Raw genomic sequence first — 14,673 nt, 5'->3', positions numbered from 1 at the left:
GGGTCTGTGCGGTTATGTGTTTCGCCACATCCTTTTCTAAGAGTTCCCCCAGCATGACACGCGCGTCCTCCCAGCGCTGCGCAGCGATAGTCGCGCGCGCCATGTTCAGACGTGCTCGTCCCACCTCGGGATGCTTAGGATACTGATATACAAAACGCTTATACTCCGTTACCGCGCGGTAAAAATCTTGCTGCGCAAACAACGTATCCGCAAAGCCGAGCTCCTCTGGGAGCGCTGGATCTTTGCTGCGCACATCGTCCACCTGCAGAGGTTGAAATGCTGCAACAGGTCGCACGCCGCCCCCAAACCCAACAAGGGCAAGAATCTGCACAATGGATAAAATGATTCGTATTCGGTGCCGCACAAAAAACATCCTTGTTATGGTATCCACACTCAAACTCCGAACCCTTTAAACACTGAACCTAATATAGGCGAAAACCACCCGAATCGTTTCTGTTTTTGTCACCTATTAAATCTCAACTTTTCTCATGTGAATTACCCCACTTGAAAAACAAAAACTTTGTAAACTAGCACAGCTCAACCACGGACTCCAAGCCTTTTCTTGACTTATGTGCAATTTTGTTGTAACTTGTACCTTTGACACAATTCCTACACATACAAAAAAGTTGCATATGTGCACAGGATAGGCGCTGAAGGCACCGAGCGCGGGGATTGTGATAACCGATTTAATGCTATGCGTGAGGACATTATGGGGTTCAACATTGGAGACAGAGCCGTATATCCGGCTCAGGGCGTAGGGATTATTGAAGCAATTGAAACTAAGTAAAGGTAGTTTTTTTGAAACTCATGTAGGGAAAGTTTATTTAAAGTAATATTTTATAAGAGAAAACTTTATTATTTGTTATAAAAAATAGGCTTAAGTTTAAGCCTATTTTTTATATTTGTAGATCATAATATTTAGTTTTTTCTATTTTTTTGTAGTTGATTCGATTTGTTTAACTTTTTTATCAGTCATTTTGCAACTACCTTGGAAAAAAGCGTCTTCATGAACTATAAGATTTGCAACTTCTGCATCTCCCATTAGTTTACCAGTGGTGTGAAGGGTTAATTTTTCTTTAGCTTTAATATTACCTTCTACAGTACCAGCTAATGAAATATCACGACAGTGAATGTTTCCTTGTACTTTCCCAGTTTCTCCTATGATTACATCTCCTTCATATACTATATCTCCTTCAATAATACCATCAATTCTCAGATTCCCTTTGCCTTCTATTTTTCCAGTTAATTTAATATTTTCACCAATTAAAGAGTCAATTTCCATTGATTTTTCAACTTTTTTCCCAAACATGGATTCTCCCCCTTGCTTTTATTTAAGAATGGTTAACGGGTCGATAATATTTTTATTTTTATGTATTTCAAAATGTAGATGTGAGCCAGTGCTTCTTCCGGTACTGCCCATTTTTGCTATATCTTGTCCCTTTTCTACCTTTTCTCCTTTATTAACTAGAAGTTTGCTATTATGTCCATATACAGTGCTATATCCATTGCCATGGTCTATAATAATCGTTCTACCTAAGCCAGATTTATAGCCTGAAAAGGTTACCTTTCCTTTACCGGCAGCCCAAACATTGGTACCTGTTGAATTTGCTATATCAATTCCATTATGGAATCTGTAACCTCCTCCAAAGGGGTTTCTTCTATTACCAAAGGTAGAAGTTAACCTACCTTGTGTAGGCCATAAATCAGGTACGGTTTCTAGGTATTCAAATCTTTCTTCTAAATCATTGATAAAAGCCTTTAGTTCAGTTTCCTTATTTTCCAAAACTTCTTTTAATACTTGGATTTCATCTACTGGCTCTAGTGTTTCTAGTTCAGTAACTCTTTCTATTCTTCCACCTCTAGAAGGACTTTTCATACCAGCCATTTTTTCCAATTGCCTTTGTAGTTTTTCAATCTCCATTAGTTTGTCTTCTACTTCATTAGTTTTTTGATATAATTGATTTGTTTGGGATTTTAGTTTAGATAATTCTATTTCTTTTTTTCTATTTTTTTCTTCAAGATTGCTGATTTCAGTTATTTTATCATTATATTTACTTTCTAGATTTATTTTATTTATATAGAGATTGTTAAAAATGAATAATATCCCAATAAAAATCGTTGAAATGGATAGTAGTAAAACTTTAGGCAGCCATTGTGGAACCGTTAACCTTTTTACTTTATCAGTACGGGGGACTATCATGATGCAGATTTTTGAGTTTTTATTTTTCCCCATATTTATATTCAACCTCTTTCTTAATACTAGTTAAATTTTCCATACTATAGCTATTCTACATAAAAATTAAAAATCCTTCTATAAAATATTTAAAAAATTTATAACATATTTTTAACATTTTATAGAATTAAATATTATCAATTCTAAAATTTTATTTAATATTAAGATTAATGGGATTCCTATGTAAAATTTAGCCTTGCTAATCTTATGTTTAAAGATCATCATCCCTAGTAATGCACCAGTAGAACCACCTAATAAAGCTAAAAGAATCAAATTAAATTCGCTAATTCTCCAGTTGTTTTTCTTTGCTTTGGCTTTATCCAAACCAAAGACTAGAAAGGAAATAGTATTTATTATGAAAATGTAGATTAAAAAGGTAGTCTCTTTATTATTAAAATTTGCTAGTATATTCATATAAAAACCCACTTTCTTTATTAGATTTTACTTAAGATTATCTACCAGTTCAACGAATTTCTCTATATCTTTTTCAATTAATTTCAAAGAGTTTCTAAAGAAATCAGGTGAGTGAACATCTATATCCATTAGTTTAGCCACATCAACTATATTATTTTTACCAGTAGCACCTAAAAAATGGTCATATTTTTCAACGAATGTGTCCTGGTTGTCCAAATATTCTACGTATAATCCTTTTGAGAATAATAATCCAAAGGCATAAGGGAAATTATAAAAATTTCGTTCACCATAATAATAATGAGGTTTATTTACCCACATATAAGGATGAAGATAATTGTGATCTAACCCATTTCCGTAGGCCTTTTTCTGTGCTTCTAACATTATTTCTTTTAATTCATTTACAGAAAGGGAATGATCTTTTCTTTTTTCAAACAATTCTGTTTCAAATAAAAACCTGCTATATATATCAACTATTACTTGACTTGCATCTTGTATAGAGGATTCCAATATACTAAGTTGTTCTTCTTTGGTAGCTTCATTTAAGGCAGCATTCATTACAATGGTCTCACAAAATATAGAAGCAGTTTCAGCTATAGGCATGGGGTATCTACTATTTAAGATAGTTTCATCTTTTAGACAGAATCCATGGTATCCATGGCCTAGTTCATGGGCTAAAGTAATTACATTACTAAAGCTACCATTAAAATTAGAAAGAATCCTACTTTCTTTAATAGGATGAAGATTGGAACAGAAAGCTCCTCCTCTTTTACCTTCTCTTGGTTCTGCATCTATCCATCTTTTTTCAAAAGCATTATCTGCAAAATTGGCTAATTTGTCACTAAAGGTTTTAAAATTCTTTACGATATATTTTCGTGCATCAGTAAAAGTATAAGTTTTATTCATTTCTCCTATAGGTGCAAATATATCGTAGAAAGGCAATCCATTATCATGACCCAATAGCTGAGCTTTTTTATTATAGTATTTATGAAATACGGGTAAAAATTCTTCAATAGCACTCAACATAGCATCTAAAGTTTCTTTATCCATTCTGGAATTAACCAAAGTTTCATCTAAAGGAGATTCAAATCCTCTCATATTTGAAATAGTTAAGACTTCTCCTTTAATTCCGTTTAAGGCAGCAGCAGAAGATTCTTCGATTTTTTCATAGGATTTTAATTCTGCTTCATATGCTTTTTTTCTTAACTCTTCATCTTTATTATGAGCCATATTTCTAACTACAGGAAGAGGAAGTTGTTTTAGTTCCCCATCTATTTCTATATTAACAAGTAAAGTAGAACTCAATATATTTTGTAGATTTGTCCAAGCTTTAGAACCAGTGTTTTTCATTTTAGAGATTAATATTTCTTTTTCTTCACTAAGTAAATATTGAGCTTTTTCTTTAATTTCATTTAAATAAAAACTATGTTTTTTCAATGATTTAGATGAGTTGATAATTTCATCTAAATTGTCTAGAGCATTAATAAATTTTTTAAATTGAACAGAAGGTTTGGTAATCTCTGCATATTTTACTTGTAGCTTGTCCAAGTGTTTCAATGCTATCTCATTTCTAGCTTCTACACTTGAAATTAAACGAGGATAGGCCATTAATTTCGAAGATAGATTAGATAAAATTATTATCCTATTTAAATATTCTGAAATTTTTTCTTTAGGATTATTTAAAAGATTTAAATTTTCTTCCGTCCATTTAATAAAGTTTTCCATTTGTTCATCAAAATCCTTTAAATCCTGTTGATACTCTTTTGAATTAAAAGAGGTATATAATTCATCTAAACTCCATTTCATATCCATAAAAATCCCTCCAAATTTTATTACTTAATATTATAATATCCTTAATAATCTGTTAATTCAACTTAATATTTAGTCTTATAAAAGGAAATAATAAAATTTGTAATTCTAAATTCATAATTTACTTGCAAAAAAGCCATATTATATATATACTTAACAAGTTAGATAAAAAAAGGAAGGATGTAGTAAAATTAATGAATAAATTGAAATTTGAAGATATTAATCTTTCAAAAGAAATTCAAAAGGCAGTTTCAGATATGGGTTTTGAAGAGATGTCGCCTATACAGTCTCAAGCAATACCTCATTTGCTTGAAGGTTTAGATATAATTGGGCAGGCACAAACAGGGACTGGCAAAACCGCTGCTTTTGGCATACCTATTATTGAAAAATGCAACCAAAAAGACAGAGCAGTGCAGGCTATGGTACTGTGCCCTACTAGAGAACTATCAATCCAAGTGGCAGAAGAGATTAGAAGGTTGTCCAAATATAATAAAGATATTTTTGTACTGCCTATATATGGAGGACAACCTATTAATAGACAGATAAAGGCTTTAAAAAAAGGAGTTCAAATAGTTGTGGGGACTCCTGGTAGAATAATAGACCATATAAAAAGAAAAACTTTAAAACTAGGTAATATAAAGGTGTTAGTATTAGATGAAGCAGATGAAATGTTTGATATGGGGTTTAGAGACGATATTGAACTAATAATAAACCATGTACCAGAAGAAAGACAGACAGTATTTTTTTCTGCGACTATGCCTAAGGAAATAGTTAAGTTTGCTAAAAGGTATCAAACTAACCCAAAAACTATTAGAGTAGTACACAAGGAGTTAACGGTACCAAGAGTAGAACAATATTATTTTGAATTAAAGGAACATATGAAAACAGAAATATTGTCTAGACTAATAGACATATATAATCCTAAACTTTCCATAGTATTTTGTAATACTAAAAAGAAAGTAGATGAATTGACTATTGAATTACAGGGTAGAGGATATTTTGTTGATGGACTTCATGGAGATTTAAAACAACCCCAAAGAGATAGAGTTATGTCTAAGTTTAGATCTGGGAATATAGATATTTTGGTAGCTACCGATGTAGCTGCAAGAGGTCTAGACGTAGATAATGTAGATATTGTTTTTAATTATGACATACCACAGGATGAAGAATATTATGTCCATAGGATTGGAAGAACTGCCAGAGCAGGTAGAGAGGGAATGGCTCTTAGTTTTGTAGTAGGTAGAGATAGGTATAGAATTAAGGATATTGAAAGGTATACTAAAACAAAAATTGCTAGAAAAGATTTACCCACACTAAAAGATATGGAAGAAAAACAAAGTGATATATTACTAGAAAAAATCAAAGAAGAAATTGATAAAGGGCAATTAGACAGATATGAAGAAATGTTAAATCAATTATTAGGAGAAGATTATAATTCCTTTGATATAGCAGCAGCTTTATTGAAATTTTATTTATTAAACAATAAATTAGATGGACATAGAGAATTAGATGCAGTAGATTATGGAGCAGCAGGTATTAAAACAATTTCAAGAATATATATAAACACAGGAAAAAGAAGAGGCGTAAGTCCAAGACATATATTAGGAGCATTATTAAATGAAACGGGTATACCTAGAAAGACTGTAGGAGATATAGATATGTATGATAGATTTACTTTTGTTGAAGTTCCAGAAGAGTATGCACAACAGGTGATAAAAGGATTGAACAACAAAAGAATAAAGGGAAGTAAGGTAAAGGTTGAGTTAGCTAATTCAAAATAAAAATAAACCTATAAAAGCGATGAAGAAAATTTAATTCTTTAATCGCTTTTGTTATTTTCATATTATCAATAAAATTGGGTATATAAAAAGATATACACAATTAAGGTGGTAATATTGGGGAAATTCTAAACAATATTCAAAAAAAGAAAAATATGAAGGATTTTGACATAATATATAGAATAATACATTATAAGTCTTTTGATCGTTTATTATAAAGGATTGATTATAATGAAGAAAAGGGTTATAAGAATAGGGATTATACTTTTAATGGGCTTTATTATTCTATTATTTATAAAGAATTATATGGAGGTAGCAAAAGACTCAGTAGAAGATGAACCTAAAATTAAGCTGAGAATTGCAGGGGACAATAATTTCAAGCCTTATGAATATGTAGATGAAAAAGGAGAATATAAGGGTTTTAATGTAGATATAATGAGAGCTATCGAAGAAACTATGGATATTGAAATAGAGCTCATACCTATGAGATGGTCAGATGCAGTATCCGCTATGGAAAATAGAGAAGTAGATGGGATTCAGGGGATGTCTAAAACTGAGGAAAGGAAAACCAAGTATAGCTTTATTGAGTCCACTATAATTAATTACCATTCTATTTTTATCGATAAAAATAAAAATCATATAAGAGAGATCGAAGATTTAAAAGGTTTAAGAATCGCTTATCAAGAAAAAGATGTTCAAGAAGAGCGTATTAAAGAAATTCCACAAATTATTTCAATACCTAGAGCTAATCAAATGGAAGGTATAGAAGCATTATTGGATGGGGAAGCGGATGCTTTTATTGGAAATAGAATAACGGCTATATATTATCTTAATAATATAAGAAAGACAAATAAAGTGAAAACCATTGGAGAACCTTTAGGCGAAACAGCTTATGGACCTGTGACATTACCTGAAAATAGATTGGCTTATAGGATATTAGAAGAAGGATTGACAAGAATAAAGCAGGATGGGACTTACGATAAAATATATAAAAGGTGGTTTGGAGATCAATTATCCCATGGGCATTTTGTATTTAAAACCTATATGAAGTACATAATAATAGGTATTGGAGTTGTTAGTTTATTATTGTTATTCTTCTTTATTTGGAACAAAAGACTACAACAAGAAGTAGAAAAAAGGACTAATGAATTAGAGAACGCTAACAAGGATTTAAGGGTTCATCAAGAAAAGATATATAGATTAGCTTATTTTGATTTTGTAACAGACTTACCTAATAAAGTATTTTTCATGGAAGAATTAGAAGATACAATTGAAAATATATCCTCAGATGAAAAATTAGCTGTACTATATCTAGATTTAGATAGATTTAAATATATTAACGATAATCTAGGACATGACATAGGAGATGAAATATTAAGGATAATAGGATTAAGGTTAGATGATTTAATTTATGAAGAAGACTTAATAGCAAGAGGTGGGGGAGATGAGTATTTAATACTATTAAAAAACATATGGGATATATCTAAGATAGATATAGTGGTCAACAAAATTATAGAAAGTTTTAAAGAATATATAACCTATAAAAACTATGAACTGTATTTAACTACTAGTATTGGAGTTGCAATATATCCTGATGCAGGAATTGACAGTGTTTCACTTGTAAAGAATGCAGAGATAGCATTATATGAAGCAAAGGAATTAGGAGGTAATAGTTACTTTAAATATAATGAGAAAATTGGGAAAAGGGGACATAATAATCTAATTATATTAAATCAACTTAGACAAGCTGTAACTAATGAGGAATTTGTTTTATTTTATCAACCGAAAATAGATATTAGAACAGGTGAAATAATTGGTATGGAAAGTTTGATACGCTGGGAAAATCCAAAGAGGGGATTAGTTTTTCCAGATGAATTCATACCATTAGCAGAAGAGATAGGACTTATATTTTCTATTGGAGAATGGGTTTTAATGGAAGCTTGTAGACAAAATAAGGAATGGATTGAAAAAGGCTACAAACCTAGACGAGTTTCTGTAAATATTTCAGCCAGACAGTTTCAACATTATAATTTTTTAAGCATAGTTTCTAATGCTTTGAATAAAACAAAATTAGATCCAAAATATTTAGGTTTGGAGATAACTGAAACGATTGCTGTGTCCGATATTTCATATACATTAGAAGTATTAAATCAATTAAAAGAATTAGGAGTATTTGTCACAATGGATGATTTTGGAACAGGTTATTCTAATTTAAGTTATTTGCGAGAAATGAATGTTGATGAATTAAAAATTGATAGAAGTTTTGTTTGGGATTTAGAAGTTAATGAGAAGAATAGAGCAATTTCTAGAATTATAATACTTCTAGCTAAGCAATTTGATATACTGGTTACTGCAGAAGGAATAGAAACTGAAAAGCAATTAAATATACTGAAGGAACTAGGTGCCAATACTGGTCAAGGATATTATTTTAGCAAACCTATTCCTGCAAAAGAATTCGAAAAATTATTATACAAACAAAAATAAGAGGTCAGAGAATTGAAAAATTCTATCTGACCTCTTATTTTTTAAAAATATTTTAAATTTTGATCTAGGTCAAAGTATTGTTTTGTAATATTTTTTATAATAAAAACACAGAATAATAAAAAACAAAAAATAAGGAGGAAGTTTTTATGATAACTAAAACTTACAAATTAGAAACATTAACATGTCCATCTTGTATGGCAAAGATAGAGGGAGCATTAAAAAAGACTGACGGTGTAAAAGATACAGAGGTATTGTTTAATTCAAGTAAGGCGAAAGTGACTTTTGATGAATCTATAATAGAATCTGAAGATATAAAATTTGTTATTGAGAGATTAGGATATAAAGTATTAGGAGAAAAATAATTTTAGGAGGGGGAGTATAGTGAGAATAACTAAGGGGCAAAGAGTTTTGTTTTCAGGGATACTGATTATTATTTCATTCATATTGAAAAGAACAGATTTGAATATATGGTATGAAAATATATTTATGATAGCTGCTGCCATTATAGCAGGATTGCCTATTTTAAAAAATGCCCTTGTTGCTATAAGGTATAAGATTTTAGGTATAGATGCGTTAGTATCTTTAGCAGTAATAGGTGCAATGTTTTTGCAAGAATATTGGGAAGCTGCAGCGGTTACATTTTTATTTATGTTAGGTGATTATTTAGAGTCTAAGACATTGGAGAAAACTAGATCTTCTATTAAGTCTTTATTGGATTTAGCACCAGATATAGCTAGAGTAATAAGGAATGGTGAAGAAGTAGAAATATCACCAGATGAAGTAGTAAAAGGAGATATATTAATAGTAAAGCCAGGAGAAAAAATTGCTGTTGATGGAACAATAATAGAAGGCAATGCATATATCAATCAAGCTGCAATTACAGGAGAATCTATTCCTGTAGACAAAAAAGAAGAAGATACTGTGTTTTCAGGTACCATAATAGAATCTGGATATTTGAAGATAAAGGCGGATAGAGTTGGGGATGATACTACCTTTGCCAGGATACTGGAAATGGTAGAGGAAGCTCAGGATAAGAAAGCAAAAACTCAGAAATTTTTAGAAGTATTTTCTAGATACTATACTCCTTCTATAATAGTATTAGCAACATTGTTGTTCTTATTTACTAAGGATTTAGTTTTATCTTTGACCTTACTGGTAATAGCTTGTCCAGGAGCTTTGGTAATTTCAACGCCAGTGTCCATAGTAGCAGGCATTGGCAATGGGGCAAAACATGGTGTTTTAGTTAAAGGTGGAGAGATAATGGAGAAACTAGGGAAGATTAAGGTATTGGCTTTTGATAAAACAGGAACTTTAACAGAAGGCAAACCAAAGGTAACTCATGTAAAGGCTTTTAATATAGATGAAGACGAATTATTAAAGATTACCGCTATAGGAGAAAGCTACTCAGAACATCCTCTAGCCAGAGCCATTATCGAAGCAGCAGAGGAAAAATGCGGCCAATTAAATGAAGTACCAGATGAGGCTGAAATAATTACTGGACAAGGTTTAAAAGTAAAAATTGAGGAAAATATATATTTAATAGGTAATAGAAAATTATTAAAAGAAAATGGGGTATATGTAACTCAAGAGGAAGAAAATTATATAAAAAGTGAAGAAGAACATGGGCAAACTGTAGTTATAGTTTCAGATTTAGAAAATACATTAGGAGCTATATCAATAGCTGATACGGTTAGAGAAGATGCTAAGGAACTTATAGTGAGTTTGAAAAATCAAGGTATTGAAAAAGTAGTTATGTTAACTGGAGATAATAGAAGAGCCGCTGCTGCTATATCGAAAGAGCTAGGAATTGATGAATACTATGCAGAACTTCTACCAGAAGGAAAAGTAGAAGCTTTAGAAATTCTACAAGAAAAGTTTGGAGCGACAGCTATGGTTGGAGATGGGGTAAATGATGCTCCCGCATTAGCTTCAGCAGATTTAGGTATTGCCATAGGTGGTGCAGGTACCGATGTAGCTATGGAAACGGCAGATGTGGTGTTAATGTCTGATGAAATAAAAAGATTATCCTATGCTATTGGATTGAGTAGAGCTACAGTAAGAAATATGAAACAAAATATTTATTTTGCTATTATAGTTGCAGCTGCTTTATTAGCAGGAGTACTAGGGAAAGTAGTATTTTTATCCTCTGGCATGTTAATTCATGAAATAAGCGTATTATTAGTAATAGTAAATGCTGTAAGGTTATTAGGATATGGGGAAAAAGGAAAGAGCAGAAAAGTATTATATGATTAGTTAAAAAAGAATGAGAGGTGAATTTAATGAGTGAATTGATTAACAACAGAGAACACAGGCAGAAGATGTTAAAGGAAGTAATCAAAGAACTCCATGATGGAAAGGCTGTAGAAGAAGTAAAAGAAAAGTTTGCTAAAGTAATAGAAGGAGTTTCTGCATCAGAAATATCAGCTATGGAAACCCAGTTGGTTAAAGAAGGCTTACCTATAGAAGAGATTCAAAGGTTATGCAATGTCCATGCTGCAGTTTTTAAAGGCTCAATTGAAGAAATACATCATCCTGAAGAAGTTCCAGGGCACCCAGTTTATACTATGAGACAAGAAAATAATGCTATTGAAGAATATATTGATAATACCCTTGTTAGCAATTTAGAAAAGTTCAAAGAAGATGATTCAAAAGAAAATATAAATAATCTAATACAGGATTTGAATTTATTATGGGATATCGATAAGCATTATAGTAGAAAAGAAAATCTAATATTCCCCTATCTAGAAAAGTACGGTATAACTGCACCACCAAAGGTAATGTGGGGAGTTGATGACGATATTAGAGCTTTAATAAAAGAAGCAAAACTTATGTTGACATCTTATAAAGGAAATAAAGATGAAATACTAGAAAAAATGGAAGAAGTATCTCATGAAATAAAAGAAATGATTTTTAAAGAGGAAAGTATATTATTCCCTATGGCATTGGAGACTTTAACAGAAGATGAATGGATTGTCATATATAAAGAAAGTGATGAAATAGGTTATGCATTGATAGAACCAAAAGCTGAATGGGAATTAAAAAGAATAAAAACTGCTGAAAAGGAAGAAATAGCATCAGAAGCAGGAAATGTGAAGTTTGAAACAGGTTTTTTAACCCCACAGGAGATAAGTCAAATGCTGAATACTATCCCAGGAGATATGACTTTTATAGATAAAAATGATACTGTAAAATATTTTTCTCAAGGAAAAGAAAGGATATTTGCTCGTACTAAGGCTGTCATAGGTAGAAGTGTACAAAACTGTCATCCCCCAGCTAGCGTTAATATAGTAGATAAAATATTGGAAGATTTTAAATCTGGTGAGAAGGATAATGAAGATTTTTGGATTAAGATGGGAGATATATATGTGTTGATTAGATATTTTGCTGTAAGAAGCAAAGATGGAGAATATCTTGGAACTTTAGAGTTTACTCAAAATATAGCTCCCATTCAAGCAATTGAAGGAGAAAAAAGGCTTCTAACAGAATAAAGAATAGCTTATATAAGTATTGCAATCATAATCTACCCCGTAGCTAATTGTATTTAGGATAAGTTTTTATGAACAAAAGAAAATATAGATTAATGGGCTACTTTTGGGGAATATAGTATATGAAGGAATTATACCTAATTAGAACGGGGTGTTATGATGATTTGTGGTTGCGAGCATGATAGGAAAGATAAAACTTGTATAGAAATAGTACCAATTTTTAATACATTAACCTATGATGAAATGATGGAAGTAGCTAGAATTACAATAGCAAGAAGATACAAGAAGGGCGAAATGGTCTATATGACTGGAGATAAAGGTGAAAGGTTATTCGTTATCCATAAAGGTAAGGTTAAGATATCGAGACTTTCCCATATGGGAAAAGAACAAGTTATTAGAATATTAGGGCCAGGAGATTTTATGGGAGAGCTGTCTCTTTTTGTTCATGAACCATTAACTGATAATGCAGAAGTACTAGAAGATACAACGGTATGCGTAATAGATGGAGAAAAATTAAAAACGTTAATGGGCAAATATCCTACTATAGCTTTTAAAGTTATGGAAGAACTAAGCTCTAGATTGACAAGGGCAGAAAATTTGATAGAACATTTAGGCATTCATGATGTGGAAACAAGAATTGTGGAAATGCTATTAGATTTAGCTAATGATGAAGGTGAAGTATTGCTCAATATGAGTAAAAGAGATTTAGCTTCTCATATTGGTATGAGCCAAGAAACATTAAGTAGAAAATTATCTTATTTTCAAGATATGGGTTGGATAAAATTGAAAGGACATAGACGAATTATTATATTGGATGAAGACGAATTAAGAACATTAATTTAGGTAGTTGGATCAAATGTTCTTGTTCTTGTATTTTAAACCCTTCAGCTCCTTCGAGAGTAAGCTTATACTGAGAGTCTCGGGATGACAAGAAGCGTGTCAGCTTGTACTATCATTCTTAGGGTGATAAAGAAATTGGCAGGTAGTACAAATATCTTTTTTATTAAGTTTTTAAATTGGATGCCTATAATATGAATATATATTAAAAAAATTATTAGGAGGTATTTATATGGCTCATAAGATGACAGATAAAGTAACTTGGGTAGGTAAAATTGATTGGGAATTGAGGCGTTTCCATGGTGATGAATATTCTACACATAGAGGATCGTCTTATAATTCTTATCTAATAAAAGATGATAAAACAGTACTTATAGATACAGTTTGGGAACCGTTTGCTGAAGAATTCGTAGAGAATCTGAAGAAGGAAATAGACTTAAATGAAATAGACTACATAATAGCTCAACATGCAGAAATAGACCATAGTGGAGCATTGCCTTTGTTATTGAAGGAGATTCCTGATGTGCCTATCTACTGTACTTCAAATGGAGCGAAGATACTCAAAGCTCATTTTCATGAAGATTGGAATTTTGTTGAAGTAAAAACGGGAGACGAATTAGAGATTGGAGAGAATAAACTTATATTTGTTGAAGCTAGAATGTTGCACTGGCCAGATACTATGTTTACTTATATGACGGGGGAAAATATTCTATTTAGTAACGATGCATTCGGGCAACACTATGCTTCAGAGCTTATGTATAACGATTTAGTAGATCAAGGAGAACTATATCAAGAAGCTATTAAATATTATGCAAATATATTAACTCCCTTTAGTTCCCTTGTAACTAATAAAATAAAGGAAGTACTAGAATTTAATTTGTCTGTAGATATGATAGCTACCAGTCACGGAATTATATGGAGAGATAATCCAGTCCAGATTATTGAAAAATATTTAGAATGGGCAGATGCCTATCAGGAAAATCAGATCACTATAGTATATGATACTATGTGGAATGCTACTAGAAGAATGGCAGAGGCAATTGCAGAAGGCATTAGAGCAGTAGATAAAGATGTAAGTATAAAATTATTTAATGCTGCCAATTCAGATAAAAATGACATAATTACAGAATTATTTAAATCAAAAGCAATATTATTTGGCTCTTCAACAGTAAACAAGAGTATAATGCATGCAACAGGTGGGATACTTGATATGATAAAAGGTATAGGATTTAAAAACAAAAAAGGTGCTGCTTTTGGTTCCTACGGTTGGTCAGGAGAATCTGTAGGTATTTTAGAAGAAAGGTTAAAAGATGCAAAAATAGAAATAGTACAAGAAGGAATAAAAGAACTCTGGAATCCAGATGAGGAATCTATGAATAGATGTATAGAATTTGGTAAGGAATTTGTAGGTAAATTATAATATTAATTATGTAGAAGGCAGGCTAGAAAGGCCTGCCTTTAATAATGCTAAGATTCTAATTTTTAGATTCACTATTAATAATTTTTGTATCTAATATTACTATGCTTTTGTGATTATAGTCAATGAGTTTTTCTTCTTTCATCTTTCTTAACTCCCTAAACAGGGAAGGCCTTTGTATCCCTAATCTTTCAGCTAATTCTTTTTTTGAAATATTCA

14 protein-coding genes are annotated in these 14,673 nt (G+C 31.3%); 8 read left to right on the top strand and 6 right to left on the bottom strand.

The annotated features are described in order from the left end of the window. Positions 1 to 391, bottom strand: a 391-nt coding sequence (locus tag VK998_RS08510) for a tetratricopeptide repeat protein (RefSeq protein ID WP_325227612.1), incomplete at its 3' end; no start/stop codon positions are given. A gap of 303 nt (positions 392 to 694) precedes the next feature. On the opposite strand from VK998_RS08510, the gene VK998_RS13060 reads away from it, so the two are divergent. Then, the gene (locus VK998_RS13060; RefSeq protein WP_414713593.1) at positions 695 to 787 is read left to right on the top strand and encodes a CarD family transcriptional regulator; all 93 of its coding nucleotides are present in this window, start codon (positions 695 to 697) and stop codon (positions 785 to 787) included. A 141-nt stretch (positions 788 to 928) separates the two neighbouring features. Here the strand turns inward: VK998_RS13060 and VK998_RS08505 are convergent, their stop codons facing one another. The 4 genes from VK998_RS08505 to VK998_RS08490 form a co-directional block, all read right to left on the bottom strand. Continuing rightward, positions 929 to 1,309, bottom strand: coding sequence for a bactofilin family protein (locus VK998_RS08505; RefSeq protein WP_325227611.1), 381 nt, complete (start codon positions 1,307 to 1,309; stop codon positions 929 to 931). Between the two features lie 18 nt (positions 1,310 to 1,327). Continuing rightward, positions 1,328 to 2,233, bottom strand: a complete 906-nt coding sequence (locus VK998_RS08500; RefSeq protein ID WP_325227609.1) for a peptidoglycan DD-metalloendopeptidase family protein — start codon at positions 2,231 to 2,233, stop codon at positions 1,328 to 1,330. Positions 2,234 to 2,344: 111 nt separating this feature from the next. Then, entirely contained in the window at positions 2,345 to 2,647 is a 303-nt protein-coding gene (locus VK998_RS08495; protein WP_325227608.1) for a DUF1294 domain-containing protein, read from the bottom strand. 27 nt (positions 2,648 to 2,674) lie between these two features. Continuing rightward, positions 2,675 to 4,456: a M3 family oligoendopeptidase gene (locus VK998_RS08490; RefSeq protein WP_325227605.1), complete on the bottom strand. Its 1,782-nt coding sequence runs from the start codon at positions 4,454 to 4,456 to the stop codon at positions 2,675 to 2,677. A 191-nt stretch (positions 4,457 to 4,647) separates the two neighbouring features. Here VK998_RS08490 and VK998_RS08485 point away from each other — a divergent pair, with 191 nt between their 5' ends. The 7 genes from VK998_RS08485 to VK998_RS08455 all read left to right on the top strand — a co-directional run bounded on the left by VK998_RS08485 (position 4,648) and on the right by VK998_RS08455 (position 14,457). Further along, positions 4,648 to 6,234, top strand: a complete 1,587-nt coding sequence (locus tag VK998_RS08485) for a DEAD/DEAH box helicase (RefSeq protein ID WP_325227603.1) — start codon at positions 4,648 to 4,650, stop codon at positions 6,232 to 6,234. A 228-nt stretch (positions 6,235 to 6,462) separates the two neighbouring features. Continuing rightward, positions 6,463 to 8,715 (top strand): EAL domain-containing protein, encoded by a 2,253-nt coding sequence (locus VK998_RS08480; RefSeq protein ID WP_325227602.1) that lies wholly within the window; start codon positions 6,463 to 6,465, stop codon positions 8,713 to 8,715. Positions 8,716 to 8,861: 146 nt separating this feature from the next. Then, positions 8,862 to 9,077: a heavy-metal-associated domain-containing protein gene (locus VK998_RS08475; RefSeq protein WP_325227600.1), complete on the top strand. Its 216-nt coding sequence runs from the start codon at positions 8,862 to 8,864 to the stop codon at positions 9,075 to 9,077. Between the two features lie 19 nt (positions 9,078 to 9,096). Next, positions 9,097 to 10,968, top strand: a complete 1,872-nt coding sequence (locus VK998_RS08470) for a heavy metal translocating P-type ATPase (RefSeq protein WP_325227599.1) — start codon at positions 9,097 to 9,099, stop codon at positions 10,966 to 10,968. 26 nt (positions 10,969 to 10,994) lie between these two features. Then, entirely contained in the window at positions 10,995 to 12,203 is a 1,209-nt protein-coding gene (locus VK998_RS08465; protein ID WP_325227597.1) for a DUF438 domain-containing protein, read from the top strand. A gap of 156 nt (positions 12,204 to 12,359) precedes the next feature. Continuing rightward, a complete protein-coding gene (locus VK998_RS08460; protein ID WP_325227595.1) occupies positions 12,360 to 13,043 on the top strand; it encodes a Crp/Fnr family transcriptional regulator in 684 nt (227 codons plus the stop codon). Between the two features lie 226 nt (positions 13,044 to 13,269). Then, complete coding sequence (locus tag VK998_RS08455) at positions 13,270 to 14,457, top strand: anaerobic nitric oxide reductase flavorubredoxin (protein ID WP_325227592.1); 1,188 nt, start codon at positions 13,270 to 13,272, stop codon at positions 14,455 to 14,457. Between the two features lie 55 nt (positions 14,458 to 14,512). Here the strand turns inward: VK998_RS08455 and VK998_RS08450 are convergent, their stop codons facing one another. Beyond that, positions 14,513 to 14,668, bottom strand: a complete 156-nt coding sequence (locus tag VK998_RS08450) for a helix-turn-helix domain-containing protein (RefSeq protein WP_325227614.1) — start codon at positions 14,666 to 14,668, stop codon at positions 14,513 to 14,515. Between the last annotated feature and the right edge of the window lie 5 nt (positions 14,669 to 14,673).

The organism is Schnuerera sp. (genome assembly GCF_035459645.1).
Classification (GTDB): domain Bacteria; phylum Bacillota; class Clostridia; order Tissierellales; family Tepidimicrobiaceae; genus Schnuerera.
This window is presented reverse-complemented; position numbering and strand designations above follow the sequence as displayed.

What these genes read in the sequence shown, in the direction of transcription:
- VK998_RS13060 (WP_414713593.1), top strand. Translation starts at nt 695, where the DNA reads ATGCGTGAGGACATTATGGGGTTCAACATTGGAGACAGAGCCGTATAT.
- VK998_RS08495 (WP_325227608.1), bottom strand. Translation starts at nt 2,647, where the DNA reads ATGAATATACTAGCAAATTTTAATAATAAAGAGACTACCTTTTTAATC.
- VK998_RS08465 (WP_325227597.1), top strand. Translation starts at nt 10,995, where the DNA reads ATGAGTGAATTGATTAACAACAGAGAACACAGGCAGAAGATGTTAAAG.
- VK998_RS08455 (WP_325227592.1), top strand. Translation starts at nt 13,270, where the DNA reads ATGGCTCATAAGATGACAGATAAAGTAACTTGGGTAGGTAAAATTGAT.
- VK998_RS08460 (WP_325227595.1), top strand. Translation starts at nt 12,360, where the DNA reads ATGATTTGTGGTTGCGAGCATGATAGGAAAGATAAAACTTGTATAGAA.
- VK998_RS08475 (WP_325227600.1), top strand. Translation starts at nt 8,862, where the DNA reads ATGATAACTAAAACTTACAAATTAGAAACATTAACATGTCCATCTTGT.
- VK998_RS08500 (WP_325227609.1), bottom strand. Translation starts at nt 2,233, where the DNA reads ATGGGGAAAAATAAAAACTCAAAAATCTGCATCATGATAGTCCCCCGT.
- VK998_RS08485 (WP_325227603.1), top strand. Translation starts at nt 4,648, where the DNA reads ATGAATAAATTGAAATTTGAAGATATTAATCTTTCAAAAGAAATTCAA.
- VK998_RS08480 (WP_325227602.1), top strand. Translation starts at nt 6,463, where the DNA reads ATGAAGAAAAGGGTTATAAGAATAGGGATTATACTTTTAATGGGCTTT.
- VK998_RS08505 (WP_325227611.1), bottom strand. Translation starts at nt 1,309, where the DNA reads ATGTTTGGGAAAAAAGTTGAAAAATCAATGGAAATTGACTCTTTAATT.
- VK998_RS08490 (WP_325227605.1), bottom strand. Translation starts at nt 4,456, where the DNA reads ATGGATATGAAATGGAGTTTAGATGAATTATATACCTCTTTTAATTCA.